This is a genomic window from Streptomyces sp. CB02009, from assembly GCF_001905825.1.
Taxonomy (GTDB): domain Bacteria; phylum Actinomycetota; class Actinomycetes; order Streptomycetales; family Streptomycetaceae; genus Streptomyces.
In genome coordinates this window covers 459,573-478,794 of sequence record NZ_LIVV01000006.1, presented here as the reverse complement: position 1 = coordinate 478,794, position 19,222 = coordinate 459,573, and the positions used below count along the sequence as shown (strand labels likewise).

At 71.7% G+C, this 19,222-nt stretch carries 16 protein-coding genes; 5 read left to right on the top strand and 11 right to left on the bottom strand.

The window, feature by feature from the left end; all coding sequences use genetic code 11:
• Nucleotides 1–50: 50 nt before the first annotated feature.
• Nucleotides 51–392 (top strand): PadR family transcriptional regulator, encoded by a 342-nt coding sequence (locus tag AMK27_RS25910; protein ID WP_073912739.1) that lies wholly within the window; start codon nt 51–53, stop codon nt 390–392.
• Nucleotides 389–1,132, top strand: coding sequence for a hypothetical protein (locus AMK27_RS25905; protein ID WP_073912736.1), 744 nt, complete (start codon nt 389–391; stop codon nt 1,130–1,132). Before AMK27_RS25910 ends, AMK27_RS25905 begins: the two co-directional genes overlap by 4 nt.
• A gap of 7 nt (nt 1,133–1,139) precedes the next feature.
• On the opposite strand, the gene AMK27_RS25900 is transcribed toward AMK27_RS25905, so the two are convergent.
• The gene (locus AMK27_RS25900) at nt 1,140–1,676 is read right to left on the bottom strand and encodes a GNAT family N-acetyltransferase (protein WP_073912734.1); all 537 of its coding nucleotides are present in this window, start codon (nt 1,674–1,676) and stop codon (nt 1,140–1,142) included.
• A 110-nt stretch (nt 1,677–1,786) separates the two neighbouring features.
• Here AMK27_RS25900 and AMK27_RS25895 point away from each other — a divergent pair, with 110 nt between their 5' ends.
• Nucleotides 1,787–2,680, top strand: coding sequence for an alpha/beta fold hydrolase (locus tag AMK27_RS25895; RefSeq protein ID WP_107425666.1), 894 nt, complete (start codon nt 1,787–1,789; stop codon nt 2,678–2,680).
• Here AMK27_RS25895 and AMK27_RS25890 read toward each other — a convergent pair.
• From AMK27_RS25890 to AMK27_RS25880, 3 genes are all read right to left on the bottom strand, one after another.
• The gene (locus AMK27_RS25890; RefSeq protein WP_073912733.1) at nt 2,670–2,906 is read right to left on the bottom strand and encodes a hypothetical protein; all 237 of its coding nucleotides are present in this window, start codon (nt 2,904–2,906) and stop codon (nt 2,670–2,672) included. The genes AMK27_RS25895 and AMK27_RS25890 overlap by 11 nt on opposite strands.
• A gap of 143 nt (nt 2,907–3,049) precedes the next feature.
• Entirely contained in the window at nt 3,050–4,681 is a 1,632-nt protein-coding gene (pruA, locus tag AMK27_RS25885; RefSeq protein ID WP_073912731.1) for an L-glutamate gamma-semialdehyde dehydrogenase, read from the bottom strand.
• A 30-nt stretch (nt 4,682–4,711) separates the two neighbouring features.
• Nucleotides 4,712–5,638, bottom strand: coding sequence for a proline dehydrogenase family protein (locus AMK27_RS25880; RefSeq protein WP_073912729.1), 927 nt, complete (start codon nt 5,636–5,638; stop codon nt 4,712–4,714).
• Nucleotides 5,639–5,822: 184 nt separating this feature from the next.
• On the opposite strand from AMK27_RS25880, the gene AMK27_RS25875 reads away from it, so the two are divergent.
• Complete coding sequence (locus tag AMK27_RS25875; RefSeq protein ID WP_073912727.1) at nt 5,823–6,944, top strand: PucR family transcriptional regulator; 1,122 nt, start codon at nt 5,823–5,825, stop codon at nt 6,942–6,944.
• 61 nt (nt 6,945–7,005) lie between these two features.
• Nucleotides 7,006–8,286, top strand: a complete 1,281-nt coding sequence (locus AMK27_RS25870) for a DUF1266 domain-containing protein (protein ID WP_073912725.1) — start codon at nt 7,006–7,008, stop codon at nt 8,284–8,286.
• Between the two features lie 10 nt (nt 8,287–8,296).
• Here AMK27_RS25870 and AMK27_RS25865 read toward each other — a convergent pair whose 3' ends face one another.
• From AMK27_RS25865 to AMK27_RS25835, 7 genes are all read right to left on the bottom strand, one after another.
• On the bottom strand, nt 8,297–8,872 hold the full coding sequence (locus AMK27_RS25865) for a TetR/AcrR family transcriptional regulator (protein WP_073912723.1): 576 nt from the start codon (nt 8,870–8,872) through the stop codon (nt 8,297–8,299).
• Nucleotides 8,873–8,952: 80 nt separating this feature from the next.
• Nucleotides 8,953–10,542, bottom strand: a complete 1,590-nt coding sequence (serA, locus tag AMK27_RS25860; RefSeq protein ID WP_073912721.1) for a phosphoglycerate dehydrogenase — start codon at nt 10,540–10,542, stop codon at nt 8,953–8,955.
• A gap of 238 nt (nt 10,543–10,780) precedes the next feature.
• Nucleotides 10,781–11,782, bottom strand: a complete 1,002-nt coding sequence (ilvC, locus tag AMK27_RS25855) for a ketol-acid reductoisomerase (RefSeq protein ID WP_073912719.1) — start codon at nt 11,780–11,782, stop codon at nt 10,781–10,783.
• 133 nt (nt 11,783–11,915) lie between these two features.
• A complete protein-coding gene (gene ilvN / locus AMK27_RS25850) occupies nt 11,916–12,443 on the bottom strand; it encodes an acetolactate synthase small subunit (protein ID WP_024756291.1) in 528 nt (175 codons plus the stop codon).
• A gap of 41 nt (nt 12,444–12,484) precedes the next feature.
• The gene (locus tag AMK27_RS25845; protein ID WP_073912717.1) at nt 12,485–14,335 is read right to left on the bottom strand and encodes an acetolactate synthase large subunit; all 1,851 of its coding nucleotides are present in this window, start codon (nt 14,333–14,335) and stop codon (nt 12,485–12,487) included.
• Between the two features lie 216 nt (nt 14,336–14,551).
• Nucleotides 14,552–17,434: a putative bifunctional diguanylate cyclase/phosphodiesterase gene (locus AMK27_RS25840; protein ID WP_073913247.1), complete on the bottom strand. Its 2,883-nt coding sequence runs from the start codon at nt 17,432–17,434 to the stop codon at nt 14,552–14,554.
• A 797-nt stretch (nt 17,435–18,231) separates the two neighbouring features.
• Complete coding sequence (locus AMK27_RS25835) at nt 18,232–19,197, bottom strand: 2-hydroxyacid dehydrogenase (protein WP_198955941.1); 966 nt, start codon at nt 19,195–19,197, stop codon at nt 18,232–18,234.
• Nucleotides 19,198–19,222 lie beyond the last annotated feature (25 nt).

Sequence of the window (19,222 nt, the reverse complement as noted above, 5' to 3'; positions counted from 1 at the left end):
ACCTCCCTATCTAGTTTGCATTCCTACCTAGCTGGTGCTGCAATACACCCATGGCCGCAGACCGCAGATCCAGCTGGCTCAAGGGAGTCCTCGACCTGCTCGTCCTCTCCCGCCTGACCGACGGCGAGAGTTACGGGTACGAGATCGCCAAGGCGCTCGCCGAGGCGGGCCTCGGCGAGATCAAGGGCGGGACGCTCTATCCCGTACTGAACCGCCTGGAGGAAGCCGGTCTGGTGGAGGCCGAGTTCCGCGCCGCCGAGCGCGGCCCGGGACGCCGCTACTACCGGCTGACCGAGCGGGGGCGCGAGCACCTCGCCGCCGAGAGCCGCGACTGGCTGCGCTTCCACCGCGCCGTCGAGACCACGCTCCACCCAGGGGGAACCACCGCATGACCACGGAATCCGACCGCTACTTCACCGAGCTCGCCGACGCGCTGCGCACCACGGGCGTACCGGCGGAGCAGATCGCCGCCACCGTCGAGGACCTGCGCGGACACCTCTCCGGGACCGGGACGCCCCCGGAGGAGGAGTTCGGGCCCGCCACCGCCTTCGCCGCCCAGCTCGGCGGGCTCGCGCCGCTGCCGGGGGAACCGGACGGGAAGGCGGAGAGCTGGACCTGGACGGCGGACCTCTTCAACGACCGCCGGATGCTCGCCGTCCACGGCGACCAGGGCTGGGAGGTGGAGTCCCTGGACGCCCTCGGCCGGTTCGTCTGCCGCCGCTCCGCGACGGCGGCGCTGCGCTGGGAGTACCGCCGCGAGATCATCGGCGCCCGGCGCCGCGCCAGGGTCCTGGCCGAGCTGGAGCCCGAGGGCTGGGAGCTGTGCGGCGAGTGGCTGGTGTACGGCTACTTCAAGCGGCCGCGGGCGGCGACGGCGGGCCCGGCGGGCGCCCTGGACTCCCGGCCGGCCGCCCCGCTCCGGCAGCTGTTCCTGAGCCGCCGGGGCAAGGCGCTGCTCGCGGTGTGGCTCGTGGTGGTCGTCGGTGCGATGGCGGCGACCTTCATCGGGACGCTCGGAACGGGCGGGCTGGCGATCACCGTCGCCCTCGCCTCCATGGTCTTCGCGCTGGTCACCTCCCAGCTGGAGACGGCCAAGGGGCGGGTGGACCAGGACCGCGCCACGTCCTCCTGAACCCTCCTCACATCACGTCGCCGTCACGCCAGTCGAAGGCGAGCGCGGCGGCCGGATCGGGCAGTGCCCGGCCGGCCGCCGGGCGGAGGAGGACGTGCCCCTCCTCCTCCGCGAGGTGGACGATGCCCTCGGGTCCGACGGCTTCGAGCCGGCCTTCCCAGACCTGCCAGCCGCGCGCCCGGTAGAGCGCGGCCCCTTCGTCCGAAGCGCCGAGCGCCCCGAAGGCGTACGCCCCGTCGACGACCCGCTCCAGCTCGGCCATGACGGCCCCGCCGAGCCCCCGGCGCCTGAGGCCGGCGCGGACGGCGACTCCTTCCACGTACCCCACGCGGTGCGAACGCCCGCGGTGGAGAGCGCGGCGCATGACGACGGCGCCGTGGGCGGCGATGCCGTCCTCGTCCTCGATCCATGCGTGGACGCCGCCGAGCGCGTGGTCCCAGTCGTCCTCGGAGAAGTCGCCGCCGAAGGCGGTGTCGAGCATCGCGCGGACGGAGCGGAGCCGGTCGGCCCCGAGTTCATGGGTGGGCGCGGTCCTCACGGTCATGCGCCCAGACTCCCACACCCCACCTCTAACCTTTAAAAGTTAGTTGACAGGTTATCCGTCACCTGCTTGAGTCGTCTCATAACCAGTGACACGCAACTGAGGGGTTAGAGATGACGAGCACCGTGCTGCCGACCCACCACCGCACCGTCAAGGTCCGCGACCACGAGATCGCCTACCGCGAGGCGGGCCCGGCCGACGCCCCCGTCCTCCTGCTGCTGCACGGCTTCCCCACCAGCTCGCACATGTTCCGCGACCTGATCCCCCGGCTCGCCGACTCCTACCGCCTGATCGCCCCCGACCACCTGGGGTTCGGCCTCAGCGCGGCGCCCTCCGCCGCCGACTTCGACTACACCTTCGCTGAACTGGCCGCGCTCACCGCCGAGTTCACCGAGGCACTGGGGCTGGACCGGTTCGCGCTCTACATCCAGGACTACGGCTCCCCCATCGGCCTGCGCCTCGCCCTCGCCCACCCCGAGCGGATCACCGCGATCATCAGCCAGAACGGCAACGCGTACGAGGAGGGCCTCGGCACCGAGGCCTGGGCGCCGGTCCGCGCCCTGATCGAGGAGCGCACCCCCGAGACGGAGGAGCCGGTGCGCGCCATCCGCTCGCTCGACGGCATCCGCTGGCAGTACGAGACGGGCGTGCCGGCCGAGTACCGCGACCTTCTCGACCCCGGCGCCTGGCACCACGACGCCGCCCTGATGGCCCGCGAGGGCCAGGACGACATCCAGCTCGGCCTGATCGCCGACTACGGCTCCAACTTCGCCCTCTACCCGGCCTTCCAGGAGTACTTCCGCACCAGCCGGGTCCCGCTCCTCGCGGTCTGGGGCGAAGGCGACCAGGTCTTCGTGCCGGCGGGCGCCGAAGCCTTCCGCCGCGACCTCCCGGACGCCGAGATCCACCTGCTCCCCACGGGCCACTTCGCCCTGGAGACGCACGCGCCGGCGATCGCCGCCCTGATCGGCGACTTCCTCGCCCGGCGCGTCCCGCTCAGGCCGTAGCCTTCTCCAGATCGCGGGCGACCCGCTCCAGCCAGGCGGCGAGCTCCTCCCGCGAGCGGGCCTCGCCCCCGCCGAGGGCGGTGGCCTGCGCGTCCGTGATCCGGTCGGGTCCCGACCCGGTCAGCAGCCCGTGCAGCTCCTTCATCAGGGACATCATCCGCAGCGCGTCGAGGTGCTCGATCGCGTCGACCCCGTGCCCGGGGCCGAGAGTCGTCGAACCGGGCATGTCGTGCCTCCTCACCGATCCCCCTCACAGCAGCGTAAGCCCGCCGCATGAGAACCGCCCCCGTCCTCGGTTGGGGGACCGAGGAGGGGGGCGGTGATCAGGGGCCGCTCACGCGGCGGGCCTCCGGGCGGAGGCGAGGGGCGTCAGCCCATGTGGGGGTAGCCGTACTCGGTCGGCGGGACCAGCGTCTCCTTGATGGCGCGGGTCAGCGTCCAGCGCATCAGGTTCTGCGGGGCACCGGCCTTGTCGTTCGTGCCCGAGGCACGGCCGCCGCCGAAGGGCTGCTGGCCGACGACGGCGCCGGTCGACTTGTCGTTGATGTAGAAGTTGCCCGCGGCGAAGCGGAGCTTCTCCATCGTGTACGCGGCCGCCGCGCGGTCGCCGGAGATGACCGAGCCGGTGAGGGCGTAGTCCGAGACCGACTCCATCTGCGTCAGCATCGCGTCGTACTGGTCATCCTCGTACACGTGGATCGCGAGGATCGGACCGAAGTACTCGGCCTTGAAGACCTCGTTCTCCGGGTCGGTGCAGGCGATGACGGTCGGGCGGACGAAGTAGCCCACCGAGTCGTCGTACGTGCCACCGGCGATGATCGTGCAGGTCGGGTCGGCCGCGGCACGGTCGATCGCGGCCTTGTTCTTGGCGAACGAGCGCTCGTCGATGACGGCGCCGATGAAGTTCGACAGGTCGGTGACGTCACCCATGGTGATGCCGTCGACCTCGGCCGCGAACTCCTCCTTGAAGCCGTCGTTCCAGATGGACGCCGGAACGTAGGCGCGCGAGGACGCGGAGCACTTCTGGCCCTGGAACTCGAAGGAGCCACGGGTCAGCGCGGTCTTCAGGATGGCGCGGTCGGCGCTGGGGTGCGCGACGACGAAGTCCTTGCCGCCGGTCTCACCGACGATCCGCGGGTACGAGCGGTACTTCTCGATGTTGGTGCCGACGGTCTTCCACAGGTGCTGGAAGGTCTTGGTCGAACCGGTGAAGTGGATGCCGGCCAGGTCGGGGTGGTTCAGGGCCACCTCGGAGACGGCGATGCCGTCGCCGGTCACCAGGTTGATGACGCCCTTGGGCAGGCCGGCCTCCTCCAGGAGCTCCATGAGGAGCACGGCGGAGTGGGTCTGCGTCGGGGACGGCTTCCAGACCACCACGTTGCCCATGAGGGCGGGGGCGGTGGGCAGGTTGCCCGCGATGGCGGTGAAGTTGAACGGCGTGATCGCGTAGACGAAGCCCTCGAGCGGGCGGTGGTCCAGACGGTTCCACACACCCGGGGAGTTCGCCGGCGGCTGCTCGGCCAGGATCTGGCGGGCGTACGCGACGTTGAAGCGCCAGAAGTCGACGAGCTCGCACGGGGTGTCGATCTCGGCCTGCTGGGCGGTCTTCGACTGGCCGAGCATGGTGGACGCGGCCAGCGTCTCGCGCCACGGGCCGGCGAGCAGCTCGGCGGCGCGCAGGATGATCGCGGCACGGTCGTCGAAGGCCATCGCGCGCCAGGCGGGGGCCGCGGCCAGGGCAGCGTCGACCGCGTCCTGGGCGTCCTGCGTGGTGGCGCCGCGGAAGGTGCCGATGACGGCCTGGTGGTTGTGCGGCTGGACGACCTTGAACTCGTCGCCGCCGCCGAGGCGCTTCTCGCCGCCGATGGTCATCGGCAGCTCGCGCGGGTTCTCGGCCAGCTCCTTGAGCTTGATCTCGAGGCGGGCGCGCTCCGGGGAACCGGGGGCGTAGCTGTGCACCGGCTCGTTGACCGGAGCGGGGACCTGGGTGACAGCGTCCATGAGTCTCGATACTCCTTGTGAGAGGTGGGCTCAGCCCTTGGTGAGGATGGAGCGGACGAAGAAGAGGAGGTTGGCCGGCTTCTCCGCGAGGCGGCGCATGAAGTAGCCGTACCAGTCGGTGCCGTAGGCGGTGTACACGCGCATGCGGTGCCCTTCGGCGGCCAGCCGGTGCTGCTCCTCGCTGCGGATGCCGTACAGCATCTGGAACTCGTACTCGTCCAGCTTGCGCCCCGCGCGGCGGGCGAGCTCCTGGCCGACGGAGATCAGGCGCGGGTCGTGGGACCCGATCATCGGGTAGCCCTCGCCGTCCATCAGGATCTTCATGATCCGGACGTACGCCTTGTCGATCTCGGGCTTGTCCTGGATGGCGACGGACGCGGGCTCCTTGTAGGCGCCCTTCACGATCCGGACGCGGGAGCCGTTCGCGGCGAGCCGGCGGGCGTCGTCCTCGGTGCGGAAGAGGTAGGCCTGGATGACGCAGCCGGTCTGCGGGTGGGTCTTCCGCAGCTCCTCGTGGATGGCGAACATCGAGTCGAGGGTGGTGTGGTCCTCGGCGTCCAGGGTGACCGTGGTGCCGATCTCGGCGGCGGCCTCGACGACCGGCCGGACGTTGGCGAGGGCCAGCTCGTGGCCGTTCTCCAGGGACTGGCCGAACATGGAGAGCTTCACGGACATCTCGGCGCGCTCGCCGAGGCCCAGCTCCTTGAGGCGGCCGATGAGCTCCAGGTAGGCGTCCCGGGCGGCGTGCGACTGCTCGACGGTGGTGATGTCCTCACCGACGACGTCGAGGGTGACCTCCAGGCCGCGGTCGCTCAGCTCCTGGACGATCGGGACGACGTCGCCGACCGACTCACCGGCGATGAAGCGGGCGACGACCTGCTTGGTCCCGGGGGCGGCCGACACGAAACGGCGCATCTTGTCGCTGCGCGACGCGGCGAGGATCACGGGACCCAGCACGGGGACCTCCAGAAGGACAAGGGTGATGAAGGGTGCTGTACCCGATCTTTCGTAAGGAAGCGGGAACAGCACGAAGAACCACCGTGAAACCTATGGATCGCTCCGATCGTCCGCCATCTACAGCTGTCACGCATCCGTGCCCGGCCTCTCATACATATGTCTGAGAGGGTGCGAGAATGGCGCTGTGAAGGGCGATTACCAAGAACTGGTGGACGAGATCTCCGCGCTGCTCGGCGCACCGGCGACGCTGGAGAACCGCGATTTCGGTCTGATCGCCTTCGGCGCCCACGACAGCGACGACGACACCGCGATGGACCCCGTCCGGACCCGGTCGATCCTCACCCGGAAGTCGACCCCGGCGGTCCGCGCCTGGTTCGAGGGCTTCGGCATCACCCGGGCGACCGGCCCGGTCCGCATCCCGGCCGCCCCGGACGCCGGGGTGTTCCGGGACCGCATCTGCCTGCCCGTACGCCATCGGGGGGTCGTCCTCGGGTACGTCTGGCTGCTCGACGCCGAGCCCGGCCCCACGCCCGACCGGCTCACCGCCGCGATGGAGGTCGCCACCCGCATCGGCGACCTCCTCGCCGACGAGGAGCGGGCGGACGCCGACCTCTCGCGCGAGTTCGCCGCGACCCTGACCGCCGGGCGCGGCTGGCAGAGCGACATGGCCGTCGCGGCCCTCCGGGTGGCCCTCGGCCCCAGCGCGGACGGGTTGCACGCCGTGGTCTGCGTGACCCCCTGGCAGGGCGACGCCCCCTCGATCCGCTCGGTCGCCGCCGCGGCGGCGGTCGCGGTCCTCCCCGAGGGCGATTCCGGCGGGTCCCTGGCGGTCCTCGTACGGCTCCGCACGCCCGAGGACATCGCCCCCGCCCGGGCCGCCGCAGACCGGCTGCGCGCCGCCGCCCCGGCCGGCATCGCCACCCCCCGCCGGGGCCTCACGGACCTTCCGGCGGCCTGGCGCGAGGCCAACACGGCGGCCCGCGCCGCCACCGCCCAGCCGACCCTCGGCCCCGTGGCCGAGTGGGCCGGGATCGGCCCGTACCGCCTGCTCGCGGCGCTCTACCATCCCGAGGTCGACCCCGCCGTCGCCCCGCTCGTCGCCCCCGCCCACGCCGAACTGGCCCGCACCGCCGAGGTGTTCCTCGACAACGCGGGGCAGGCGGGCCGCACGGCGGCGGCCCTGGGCATCCACCGACAGACCCTCTACTACCGCCTGTCGCGGGTGGAGCAGCTCACCGGCCTGGACCTCGACGACGGCGAGGACCGCCTGCTCCTCCACATGTCCCTGAAGTCGGCCCGGCTCTGAGGCCACCGGATCCGAACGGCCGCCCCGCCGGGCCGGTTTGGCCGGTTCATAGACTCTCCCCATGACCACGGGGAACGGGGCGCCGCCGACGCACACCGAGCGACTGCTGTACGAGGCGGGGGAACGCGACGACCGCGCCGCGGTCCTGGACGCCCTCGGACGGACCCGCCTGTACGTCCTGCAGGCACGGGCGCAGGCCGACGCCCCCGGCCACGTCCCTCCGCTGATCTCCCGGCGCGACCGGTCCGCCCGGCGCACCGTCGTACCGGTGCTGACCGAGGGCATGCTGCCGCCGTGGCACCCGGACTGGGTGTTCCAGCAGACCACCCTCGGCCGGCTCGCCGCCGCCTGGCCGAACGACCGGTGGTGGCTCGCGGTCAACCCCGACACCCCGTTCGCGGCGGCCCTCCCCGCCCGGGCCCGGGACCGGCACGCCTGGCGGGAGGCGAGCGACCGGGGCGGCGGCCCGCCCCGCCTCCGCCTGCTCACCCACGCGGGCGGCCCCCTGCACGGCCCGGTCGCGCACGCCCTCGCGCTCGGCGCGCACCTCGCCGTCCTCAACGGCCTGGTGTGGAACGGCCTCGGCGCCCAGTACGAGGACTACCCCACCGACGTCTCCCGGCTGCGCCGGCCCTGGGCCGTCCACCACCGGGCGGACTTCCGGGACAAGCTGCGGATCCTCATCGCCACCCGGCTGGTCGGCAGGGTCCCCGAGTCCGTCCTGAACGTACGGCGCACCCTCACCGCCCGGCTGGGCGCCGCGCCCTCGGGCGAGCAGTGGGCGGCCACGGTCACCGCCGCGTTCGAGCGGGACGACCCCCACGGCGAGGGCCGGGCCGAGGCCGCGGAGTTCCTGCGGCGGATCACCCACTACGAGGAGCGGTTCCGCGCCGACGGCCTCCTGCCGCCGGACGGCCGGGTCGACACCCTCGCCGCCTTCGACCACGGCCGGGCCGTGAACGTCGTACGCCTGGCCCTGGGCGCGCGGTACTGCGATCCGCGGGAGGCCGAGGAGTCCGTCCTGAGGGTCCTCGAACCGGCGCGGCGGGCGTACCGCTCCTGGGAGGAGTTCTCGCTCGGCTATCTGCTCGCCCGGCTGATCCACTTCGACGAGGGGGACCCCGAGCCGATGTACCAGGAGTCCACCGCCCTCCACCACGCGCTCACGGGGGATCCCGCGAGCCCCTACCGGAACATCCCGTGGTCGGCGGGGTACGCGCTGGGGAGGGTGCTGCGGTTCGACGGGGAGGAGTACGGCTGCTTCCACGAGGGCAACGTGACCGCCCACCGCGCCCTGACGGCGCACGAGGGCAGCCCCTGGCGCAACATTCCGTGGCGCTGAGCCGGGCCCGTCACTCCCCCATGAGGACCTTGAGGCCCTCCGTGAGGTCGTCCGCCGTCGGCGCCGTGTCCGGGTCGACCATCCACTGGATCATCACCCCGGCCACCAGGGCCTGGCAGAGCAGTCCCGCCACCCTGGCCTTCTCCGGCTCCGCCTCCGGGTCGATGCCGAGGAAGCCCTCGGCCATGCCGAGCCGGCCCTCGCGCTGCGGCTCCTTGATCGCCTCGCGCAGCTTCTCGTCGTCGTCGAGCCGGGTGACGATCTCGGTCTGGAGCTTCCAGACGGGGCGGCTGGGTCCGGCCGCGGCGATGACCTGCTCCCAGACGGCGTGGAAGCGCCGGTACGGGTCGGCCGGCAGCTCCCGCTTCGTCTCGCCGCTGCCGGCGGGGCCGACCGCCTCGCCCCATTCCTCGGTGACGGCGAGGAAGGCCTGCTGGAGCAGGGCGTCCTTGGAGCCGTAGTGGTAGCCGATGGAGGCGAGGTTGGTGCCGGAGGCGGCGACGATGTCGCGGGCCGTGGTCCGCCCGTACCCCTTCTCCAGGAGGCAGCGCTTGGCGCCTTCGAGCAGGTCTTCCTTGTGTCCCATGACAGCACAGTACCCGGTCGATAGACGCTTGTGTAAGACGAGCGTCTATCGACCGGGTACGAGGTGGTGCGGGTGAGGCCTCAGATCAGGTTGACCGAGCGGGCCGAGGCGGCGCCGATCTCGGCCGAGATGTCCGCGAGGACCGTGGCCGGCACGGTGTCGTCCACGGTGAGGACGACGAGCGCCTCGCCGCCCTCCTCCGCGCGCGCCACCTGCATGCCCGCGATGTTGAGACCGGCCTCGCCGAGGATCCGGCCGACGGTGCCGACGACACCCGGACGGTCCTCGTAGCGCAGCACGACCATGTGGTCGGCGAGCGCCACGTCCACGTCGTAGTCGCCGACGGCGACGATCTTCTGGAGGTGCTTGGGGCCGGCCAGCGTGCCGGAGACCGCGACCTCCTCGCCGCTCGACAGGGTGCCGCGCACGGTGACCACGTTGCGGTGGTCGGGCGACTCGGAGCTCGTCGTCAGACGCACCTCGACACCGCGCTCCTGCGCGAACAGCGGGGCGTTGACGTACGACACGGTCTCGTCGACCACGTCCTCGAACACGCCCTTGAGCGCGGAGAGTTCGAGCACCTTCACATCGTGCTGGGTGATCTCGCCGTACACCTCGACGTCGAGGCGGGCCGCGACCTCGCCCGCGAGGGCGGTGAAGATGCGGCCGAGCTTCTCGGCCAGCGGCAGACCCGGCTTGACGTCCTCGGCGATGACACCGCCCTGGACGTTGACCGCGTCCGGCACGAGCTCACCCGCGAGCGCCAGGCGCACCGAGCGGGCGACGGCGATGCCGGCCTTCTCCTGGGCCTCGTCGGTGGACGCGCCGAGGTGCGGGGTGCAGACGACCTGGTCCAGCTCGAAGAGCGGGGAGTCCGTGCAGGGCTCCTTCGCGTACACGTCGAGGCCGGCGCCGGCGACCCGGCCCTCCTTGAGCGCCGAGTACAGCGCCGCCTCGTCGACGATCCCGCCGCGCGCGGCGTTGACGATCCGGACCGAGGGCTTGACCTTGTGCAGCGCCTCGTCGCCGATGAGACCGAGGGTCTCGGGGGTCTTCGGCAGGTGGACGGTGATGAAGTCGGCGACCTCCAGGAGCTCGTCCAGGGCCAGCAGCTTCACCCCCATCTGGGCGGCGCGGGCGGGCTGCACGTAGGGGTCGTACGCGACGATCTTCATGCCGAACGCCGACATGCGCTGGGCGACCAGGACGCCGATGCGGCCGAGGCCGACGACGCCGAGGGTCTTCTCGCTCAGCTCGACGCCCGTGTACTTGTTGCGCTTCCACTCGCCGTTCTTCAGCGCGGTGTTGGCCTGCGGGATGTTGCGCGCGGTGGCGACCAGCAGACCGCAGGCGAGCTCGGCGGCGGTGACGATGTTCGAGGTCGGGGCGTTGACGACCATCACGCCTGCCTTGGTGGCGGCGGAGACGTCGACGTTGTCCAGACCGACACCGGCACGGGCCACGACCCGGAGCTTGTTCGCGGCGGCGAGGGCCTCGGCGTCGACCTTGGTCGCGGAGCGGACCAGGATCGCGTCCACATCGGCGATCGCGGGGATCAGCTCGGCGCGGTCGGCGCCGTTGCAGTGCCGGATCTCGAAGTCCGGGCCCAGCGCGTCGACGGTGGCGGGCGACAGCTCTTCAGCGATGAGTACGACAGGTTTCGAGCTCACGTGAGTCCTCACAGATCCAGTGCGGACGGCCGTCCCGACGGCCGCAGGCGGTGGAGGGGGCTTGCCGCGTGAAAGCGCACGACGCTGTGGGCCTGAACGCGAATGTTGTTGAGCAGTGTAGTGGTGCGTCGGCGCCGATCATGCGCCTCGTTGGAAGGATCACCCGTCCGTGGTTGGACGGGGTGTCCAACGATGCGGACAGGGGTCGGACGCACCGTCCGACCCCTCTCCGGAAGGCTTACGCCTCCTCGTCGTTCACCCAGCTCATGAGCTTGCGCAGCTCCTTGCCGGTGGTCTCCAGGAGGTGGTTCTCGTCCTGGGTCTTGTACTCGTTGTACTTCTTCAGACCGCCGTGGTACTCGGCCATCCACTCCTTGGCGAAGGTGCCGTCCTGGATCTCCGCGAGGACCTTCTTCATCTCGGCCTTGGTGGCGTCCGTGATGATCCGCGGGCCGGTGACGTAGTCGCCCCACTCGGCGGTCTCGGAGACCGACCAGCGCATCTTCTCCAGGCCGCCCTCGTACATGAGGTCGACGATGAGCTTCAGCTCGTGGAGGCACTCGAAGTACGCGATCTCCGGCTGGTAGCCGGCCTCGGTCAGGGTCTCGAAGCCCGCCTTGACCAGCGCCGCGGTGCCACCGCAGAGGACGGCCTGCTCGCCGAAGAGGTCGGTCTCGGTCTCCTCGGTGAAGGTCGTCTTGATGACGCCGGCGCGGGTGCCGCCGATGCCCTTGGCGTACGAGAGCGCCAGCGCGAAGGCGTTGCCGGTCGCGTCCTGCTCGACGGCCGCGATGCACGGAACGCCGCGGCCCTCCTCGTACTGACGACGGACCAGGTGGCCCGGGCCCTTCGGGGCGACCAGGGCGACGTCGACGCCCTCGGGCACCTTGATGAAGCCGTAGCGGACGTTCAGGCCGTGGCCGAAGAAGAGCGCGTCGCCCTCCTTGAGGTTGTCCTTGATGGACTCCTCGTAGACCTGGGCCTGGATCGGGTCCGGGGTCAGGATCATGATGAGGTCGGCCTCGGCGGCGGCCTCGGCGACGGAGACCACGCGCAGGCCCTGCTCCTCGGCCTTCGCCTTGGACTTCGAGCCCTCCTGCAGACCGACGCGGACGTCGACACCGGAGTCACGGAGCGACAGCGCGTGGGCGTGGCCCTGGCTGCCGTATCCGATCACCGCGACCTTGCGGCCCTGGATGATGGACAGGTCGGCGTCGTCGTCGTAGAACAGCTCGGCCACTGGGTATCTCCTTGAGGTGCTGGTGTTGCGTCCCACCGTACGGCGGGGAGCGGGAGGAAAGTTTTCGGGTCTCGTCTGTCGGACCGGCGGACGGACCGCCGGTCGACCTCCGGCGACCCCGGGGCGATGATTCTCAGGCGCTGCGGTCGAGGGCCCGGAGGGACCGGTCCGTGATGGACCGGGAACCACGCCCTATGGCGATCGTGCCGGACTGCACGAGCTCCTTGACGCCGAACTGCTCCAGCATCTTGAGCATCGCGTCGAGCTTGTCACTCGAACCGGTGGCCTCGATGGTGACCGCCTCGGGCGAGACGTCCACGGTCTTGGCGCGGAACAGCTGGACGATCTCGACGATCTGGGAGCGGGTCTCGTTGTCGGCGCGGACCTTCACCAGGACGAGCTCGCGCTGGATCGCAGCGCTGGGCTCGAGTTCGACGATCTTCAGGACGTTGACCAGCTTGTTGAGCTGCTTGGTCACCTGCTCCAGGGGCAGGTCCTCGACATTGACCACGATGGTGATGCGGGAGATGTCGGGGTGCTCGGTGACGCCGACGGCGAGGGAGTCGATGTTGAAGCCGCGGCGCGAGAACAGGGCGGCGATCCGGGCGAGGATGCCGGGCGTGTTCTCGACGAGAACGGAGAGCGTGTGCTTGGTGGACATGGTCTGGGTCTCTTCCTTTTCGCTCTGCTTCGTTCCGCGCTTCAGTCGTCTTCGCCGTCGCCGAAGTCGGGGCGGACGCCCCGGGCGGCCATGACCTCGTCGTTCGAGGTGCCGGCGGCGACCATCGGCCACACCTGGGCGTCCTCGTGGACGATGAAGTCGATGACGACGGGACGGTCGTTGATGGCGTTGGCCTCGGCGATGACCTTGTCCAGGTCGGCCGGGTCCTCACAGCGCAGGGCGACACAGCCCATGGCCTCGGACAGCTTGACGAAGTCGGGGACCCGGGTGCCCTTGTTCGCCTGGACGTCGTCCGGGCCGGAGTGCAGGACGGTGTTCGAGTAGCGCTGGTTGTAGAAGAGGGTCTGCCACTGACGGACCATGCCGAGGGCGCCGTTGTTGATGATGGCGACCTTGATCGGGATGTTGTTCAGGGCGCAGGTGGTGAGCTCCTGATTGGTCATCTGGAAGCAGCCGTCGCCGTCGATCGCCCAGACCGGGCGGTCCGGCATGCCGGCCTTGGCGCCCATCGCGGCGGGCACCGCGTAGCCCATCGTCCCGAGGCCGCCGGAGTTCAGCCAGGTGGCCGGGCGCTGGTACTCGATGAAGTGGGCGGCCCACATCTGGTGCTGGCCGACGCCCGCGGCGAAGATCGTGTCGTCGGGGGTGAGCTCGCCGATGCGCTGGATGACCTGCTGCGGCGACAGGCTGCCGTCGTCCGGCATGTCGTAGCCCAGCGGGTAGGTCTCGCGCCAGCGGTTCAGGTCGCTCCACCAGGCGGTGTAGTCGCCCTTGTTGCCCTCGCTGTGCTCGGCCTGGACGGCCTGGACCAGGTCGGCGATGACCTCGCGGGCGTCACCGACGATCGGGACGTCGGCGGTGCGGTTCTTGCCGATCTCGGCCGGGTCGATGTCCGCGTGGACGATCTTGGCGTACGGGGCGAAGCTGTCGAGCTTGCCGGTGACGCGGTCGTCGAAGCGGGCGCCGAGGGCGACGATCAGGTCCGACTTCTGCAGCGCGGTGACGGCGGTGACCGCGCCGTGCATGCCCGGCATGCCGACGTGCAGCGGGTGGTTGTCCGGGAAGGCTCCGAGCGCCATCAGGGTGGTGGTGACCGGGGCGCCGGTGAGCTCGGCGAGGATCTTCAGCTCGGCGGTGGCGCCGGCCTTGATGACGCCGCCGCCGACGTACAGGACGGGGCGCTTGGCCGCGCTGATCAGCTTGGCGGCCTCGCGGATCTGCTTGGCGTGCGGCTTGGTCACCGGGCGGTAGCCGGGCAGGTCGGTCTGCGGCGGCCAGCTGAAGGTGGTCTTCGCCTGCAGGGCGTCCTTGGCGATGTCGACCAGGACCGGGCCCGGGCGGCCGGTGGAGGCGATGTGGAAGGCCTCGGCGATCGTCCGCGGGATGTCGTCGGCCTTGGTGACCAGGAAGTTGTGCTTGGTGATCGGCATCGTGATGCCGCAGATGTCCGCCTCCTGGAAGGCGTCCGTGCCGATCGCCTTCGAGGCGACCTGGCCGGTGATCGCGACGAGCGGCACCGAGTCCATGTGCGCGTCGGCGATCGGGGTGACGAGGTTGGTCGCACCGGGTCCCGAGGTCGCCATGCAGACGCCGACCTTGCCGGTCGCCTGGGCGTAGCCGGTGGCCGCGTGGCCCGCGCCCTGCTCGTGGCGGACCAGGATGTGGCGCACCTTCTTCGAGTCCATCAGCGGGTCGTAGGCCGGGAGGATGCAGCCACCGGGGAGACCGAAGATGGTGTCCGCGCCCACCTCTTCGAGAGAGCGGATGAGGGACTGCGCGCCCGTGACGTGCTCGACGGCGGTGGCGGTCTGAGCGCCGCTACGGGGCCGCGGCTGCGGATGGTGCCCGGTGGCCTGGTCGGTCATCAGCATCTCTTCTCGAAGCAGAGGGTTTTACGAGGGTTTGGGACGGCTTTGGGGTGATCCGGTGCAACAAAAAACCCCTCGTGCCGTGAGGCAAGCGAGGGGAGCGCGTCGGGTGCGTTTCAAGCGGGGCCTGCCGGGGCCCCTGCTTCAGCCGACGCGCTTTCCAAGTACGAGAATTCGGGTGCGCATGGCAATGACCCTCCCTCTCAGCCCTCACCACTGTCAAGTGGGTGGGACGGGCGTCTCATTATTTGAGCGGAACGGGGGACGGTTTCCGACCCGGACGGGGACCGCTCCGGGCAGCGGGTACTCGTCCCGCACCAGGGCCCTGCGCAGCCGGTACTCGTCGAGCGGGCCCGAGAAGGCCATGCCCTGGGCGTGGGTGCAGCCCATCGCGCGCAGGGCGACGACCTGCTCCGGTACGTCCACACCCTCGGCGACGGTCTGCATCCCGAGATCGTCGGCGATACGGAGCACCCCGCGGGTGATCTTCCGGAGCCGGGCCGACTCGACGACGCCCTCGACCAGTCCCCGGTCCAGCTTCAGTATGTCGACGGGAAGCCTGCGGAGGGCGTTGATCGCCACATGTCCGCTGCCGAATCCGTCGAGCGCGATCCGCACCCCGAGGCGGCGCAGGGCGACCAGGCGCTGCTCCAGGTCGTCGAGCGGGATCCGGGAGTCGCTGTCGGCGAGTTCGACGATCAGCGAACCGGACGGCAGCCCGTGCCGGGTGAGCAGGGACTCGATCGAGCCGAGCGGCAGCGAGCGGTCCAGCAGGCGGCGGGCGGAGAGCCGGATGGAGACGGGGGTGCGATGGCCTGTTCCGGCCCGCTCGGCGGCCTGCTCCACGGCCTCTTCGAGCAGCCAGCGGCCGAGCTCGGCGGTGCGCTCGCTGTCGTCGGTGACCCGGAGGTACTCGGCGGGGGTGAAGAGGATGCCCTGGGCCGACCGCCAGCGCGCCTGGGCGCTGACGGCGGAGATCCGCCCGGTGGCGAGGTCGACGACCGGCTGGTGGAGCAGGGCGAACTCGCCGTCGTGGAGGGCGGTGCGCAGCCGGGCGGCCAGCTCGGTCCGGCGGACCACCTCGGCCTGCATCTGGGGCGCGTAGAGCTCGACGCGGTCCTTTCCGGCCGCCTTGGCGCGGTACATGGCCAGGTCGGCGTTGCGCAGGAGGTCGCCGGCCTCGATGCCGGGCTCGGCGAAGGCGACGCCGATGGAGGCGGCGACCCGCACCTCGTTGCCCCCGTCGACCCGGTAGGGCCGGGAGAGGGTCAGCCGGAGCCGGTCGGCGATCTCCTGGACCTGTTTCCGGCGGGCCGCCTGGTCGCGGCCGCCGTCGCCGAGGATGAGGGCGGCGAACTCGTCGCCGCCGAGCCGCGCGGCGGTGTCCCCGGCGCGTACCGAGTCGTGGAGGCGGCGGGCGGCCTGGACGAGGAGGTCGTCGCCCGCCTGGTGGCCGAGGCGGTCGTTGACGCCCTTGAAGCCGTCGAGGTCGATGAAGAGCACGGCGGTGCCGGGGTCGGAGGCGCGGCGGCCGCTGAGGGCCTGCCGGACCCGTCGGGTGAAGAGCGCCCGGTTGGGCAGGTCGGTGAGCGGGTCGTGCTCGGCGTTGTGCTGCAACTGGGCCTGGAGCCGGACGCGTTCGGTGACGTCCCGGCTGTTGAAGATCAGTCCGCCCTGGTGCCGGTTGACGGTGGACTCGACGTTCAGCCAGCCTGCCCCGCTCCCGGCCCCTCCCCCGGCTTCCGGCCGGGAGCCGCCCCCGTGGCCGGAGCGGAAGCGGCACTCGATCCGGGTGGTGGGCTCGTCGGCGGGCGAGACGGCGAGGAAGCGCCGCACCTCGTGGACGACGGCGCCGAGGTCCTCGGGATGGATGAGCGAGGCGAGCTCGGAACCGATCAGCTCCTCGGCGTCGCGTCCGTACACCCCGGAGGCGGCCGGGCTGACGTAGCGGAGGATCCCGTTCGGCGCGGCGATCATGATGACATCGCTGGAGCCCTGCACGAGCGACCTGAAGTGGTTCTCCTTCTGGGCCAGTTCGTGGGTCAGGGCGATGTTGTCGAGGAGCATGATGCCCTGCCGTACGACGAGGGCGAGGACCACCGTGCAGCCGGTGAGGACGACGACGCGGTCGACCCTGCGCCCCTCCACCACGTTGTACAGGATGCCGAGGGTGCAGACCGCGGCGGCGAGGTACGGCGTGAGGGCGGCGAGCGAGCCGGCGACCGGGCGGCTGTGCAGCCCCTGCCCGCGCGGGGCGACGGGGCTGTCCGGGATGCGGCGCACGCCCCAGGGGGCGTAGGCGAGCAGCAGGGAGCCGGCGAACCAGCCGGCGTCGAGCAGCTGGCCCGAGGCGTAGTTCTCGCGCAGCAGCGGCGAGGTGAACAGGGCGTCGCACAGCACGGTCAGGGCGAGCGCCGCGATCGCGGTGTTGGTCGCCGAGCGGTTGGCCTGCGAGCGCCGGAAGTGCAGCACCAGGACCATGCTCACGAGGACGATGTCGAGCAGCGGATACGCGAGGGACAGTGCCGCCTGGGCGACCGGCTCGTTCTGGAAGTGGGCGGTTCGCGCGAGGGCGAGGCTCCAGGACAGCGTGAGCAGCGAGCCCCCGATGAGCCAGGCGTCGAGCGCCAGGCAGACCCAGCCGGCCCGGGTGACGGGTTTCTTGGCCAGGACGAGCAGGCCGACGATGGCCGGCGGAGCGAAGAGTAAGAAGAAGAGGTCGGCGATGGAGGAGTCGGGCACCTCCGTGCGGAGCACGACCTCGTACCACCCCCACACGGCGTTGCCCGCGGAGGCCATGAACGAGGAGAACGCGAAGAGCAGCCAGGCGGGGCGGGCGCTGCCGCGGTGGGCGCGCCCGTAGAGGAAGCAGGAGACCGCGGCGGTGAGGGCGGCGGCGCTGAGTCCGAAGTCGCCCATGAAGAGCGCGAGTTCCGGTGAGCCCCAGCCGAGCGAGGCACCGGTCGTGTACCCCGCGCAGATCATGACCAGGGCGATCTGGGCGAGGAGCGAGCCGAAGCGGGGGCGCCCGGGGTCCGGGTGCCCGGAGTCGCCTCCCGCGCCGACGGGGCGCCGGGTGAGGACCGCTCCGGGCGCGCTCACCGGGGCCTCCGGCGCCGCGCCGCCGCACCCGGCCGCGTCGTGCGGGCGCGCCGGCGGCTCGTCGGCGCCGCCGGGAGCGTGCCCGTCGCAGTCGTGGGGGCCGGCGGGGTCCCGTACGGCCGGGGCGGCCCGCTCCGGTGCGGCGCCCGGCTTCCGTCCGACCGGGCGGCGGGCGGCCGGCTCCGGCGCGGGGGCGGCGACGGCTTCGCCGGCGCCGTGTGGCGTGAAGTCGCCATGAGGCGCGGGGGCGCAGTGTGCGGCGGGTGTGCCGTGAGCGGCGGGTGCGCCGTGCGGCGCCGCGGCGCGGGCGGCCGGGGCCGGGGCGTCGCCGGGGCGAGCGACCGCGTCCGGCGGTTCGCCGCCGCGGCCCTCGGCTCGGCGGTCCGGTCCGGTCGCCGCTCCCGCGCCAGGACCGGGGGCGGGGCCGGCGTCCGGTCCGGCCTCCGCTCCGGTGTCCGGCGGTTCGGCGGCTCGGGGCGCACGGTGGTGCACGGCCTGGTCCGGCACGGAACGTGCGAGGCCGCCGGCGAGGCGCGGAAGGTCCGCCGGCGGCGGCGTCGCCGCGTCGGATCGTCGGTCCTCCGGCCGTGCTTCACCCGTCGCCCCCCTCGGAATCTGATGACCCGTCACTTCGCTCCCCAGCGTCAGCCCGTACTCGACGCAGTCCCCCCGCTCCGGGACGATACACCAGGACGGTCACTCAGGGACAGGGTCGCAGTACTCTCCGTGACGGGCGGGGGCTTGCAGGCAGCGCGTGTCGGGGGGCGCGAGCCACCCGACCGGCCCAGCCCGGCCGCTCAGCCGGTGGTGAGCAGGACGTTGGCCTGCTCCTCGCCCGCCGCGAACCGCCGCAGCTGTCCCGCGATCAGCCGCTTCGCCCGCGGCATGAAGGCCGAAGTGGAACCTCCGACGTGGGGGCTGATCAGGACACCGGGAGCGTGCCACAACGGATGCCCGGCCGGCAGCGGTTCGGGGTCGGTGACATCGAGTGCCGCCGTGATCCTGCCGCTCTCCACCTCCTTGAGCAGGGCCGCGGTGTCGACGACCGGCCCGCGGGCGACGTTCACGAGGAGCGCCCCGTCCTTCATCCGGCCGAGGAACCCGGCGTCGGCGAGATGCCTGGTCGCGGGCGTGAGCGGGGTGGAGAGCACCACGACATCGGCATCCGGAAGCAGCGCGGGCAGCTCCGTCAGGGGGTGGACCTCGCCGCGCGCTGTGGTGCGCGCGGAGCGCGCGACGCGTGACACCCGCGCGCACTCGAAGGGCGCGAGCCGGTCCTCGATGGCGGCGCCGATCGACCCGTAGCCGACGATCAGGACGGACTTGTCGGCGAGCGCCGGGTAGAAGCCGGCCCGCCACTCCTCGGCGTCCTGGCCCCGCACGAAGCCGGGGATGCCGCGCAGCGAGGCCAGGATCAGCGCGAGCGTCAGCTCGGCGGTGCTGGCCTCGTGGACGCCCTTGGCGTTGCAGACGGCCACGCCGGGCCGCAGCGAGCCGATGCCGGGGGTGACGTGGTCGATGCCCGCGGACAGGGTCTGCACCACCCTCAGCGAGGTCATCGCGGCCAGCGGCCGCACGGCGATCTCGGAGCCCTTCATGTACGGGACGACGTAGAAGGCGCAGTGCGCCGGATCGGCCGGAAACTCCGGCTCGCCGTCCCAGAAGCGGTAGTTCAGGCCCGACGCGCCCGGTTCGGGGAGATCGTCGATCTCGTCCGCGGGAATCGGAAGCCACACGTCAGCGGTCGTGTTCGGGAATCTCATGAGCGGGAGGCTATGCGAAGAACCG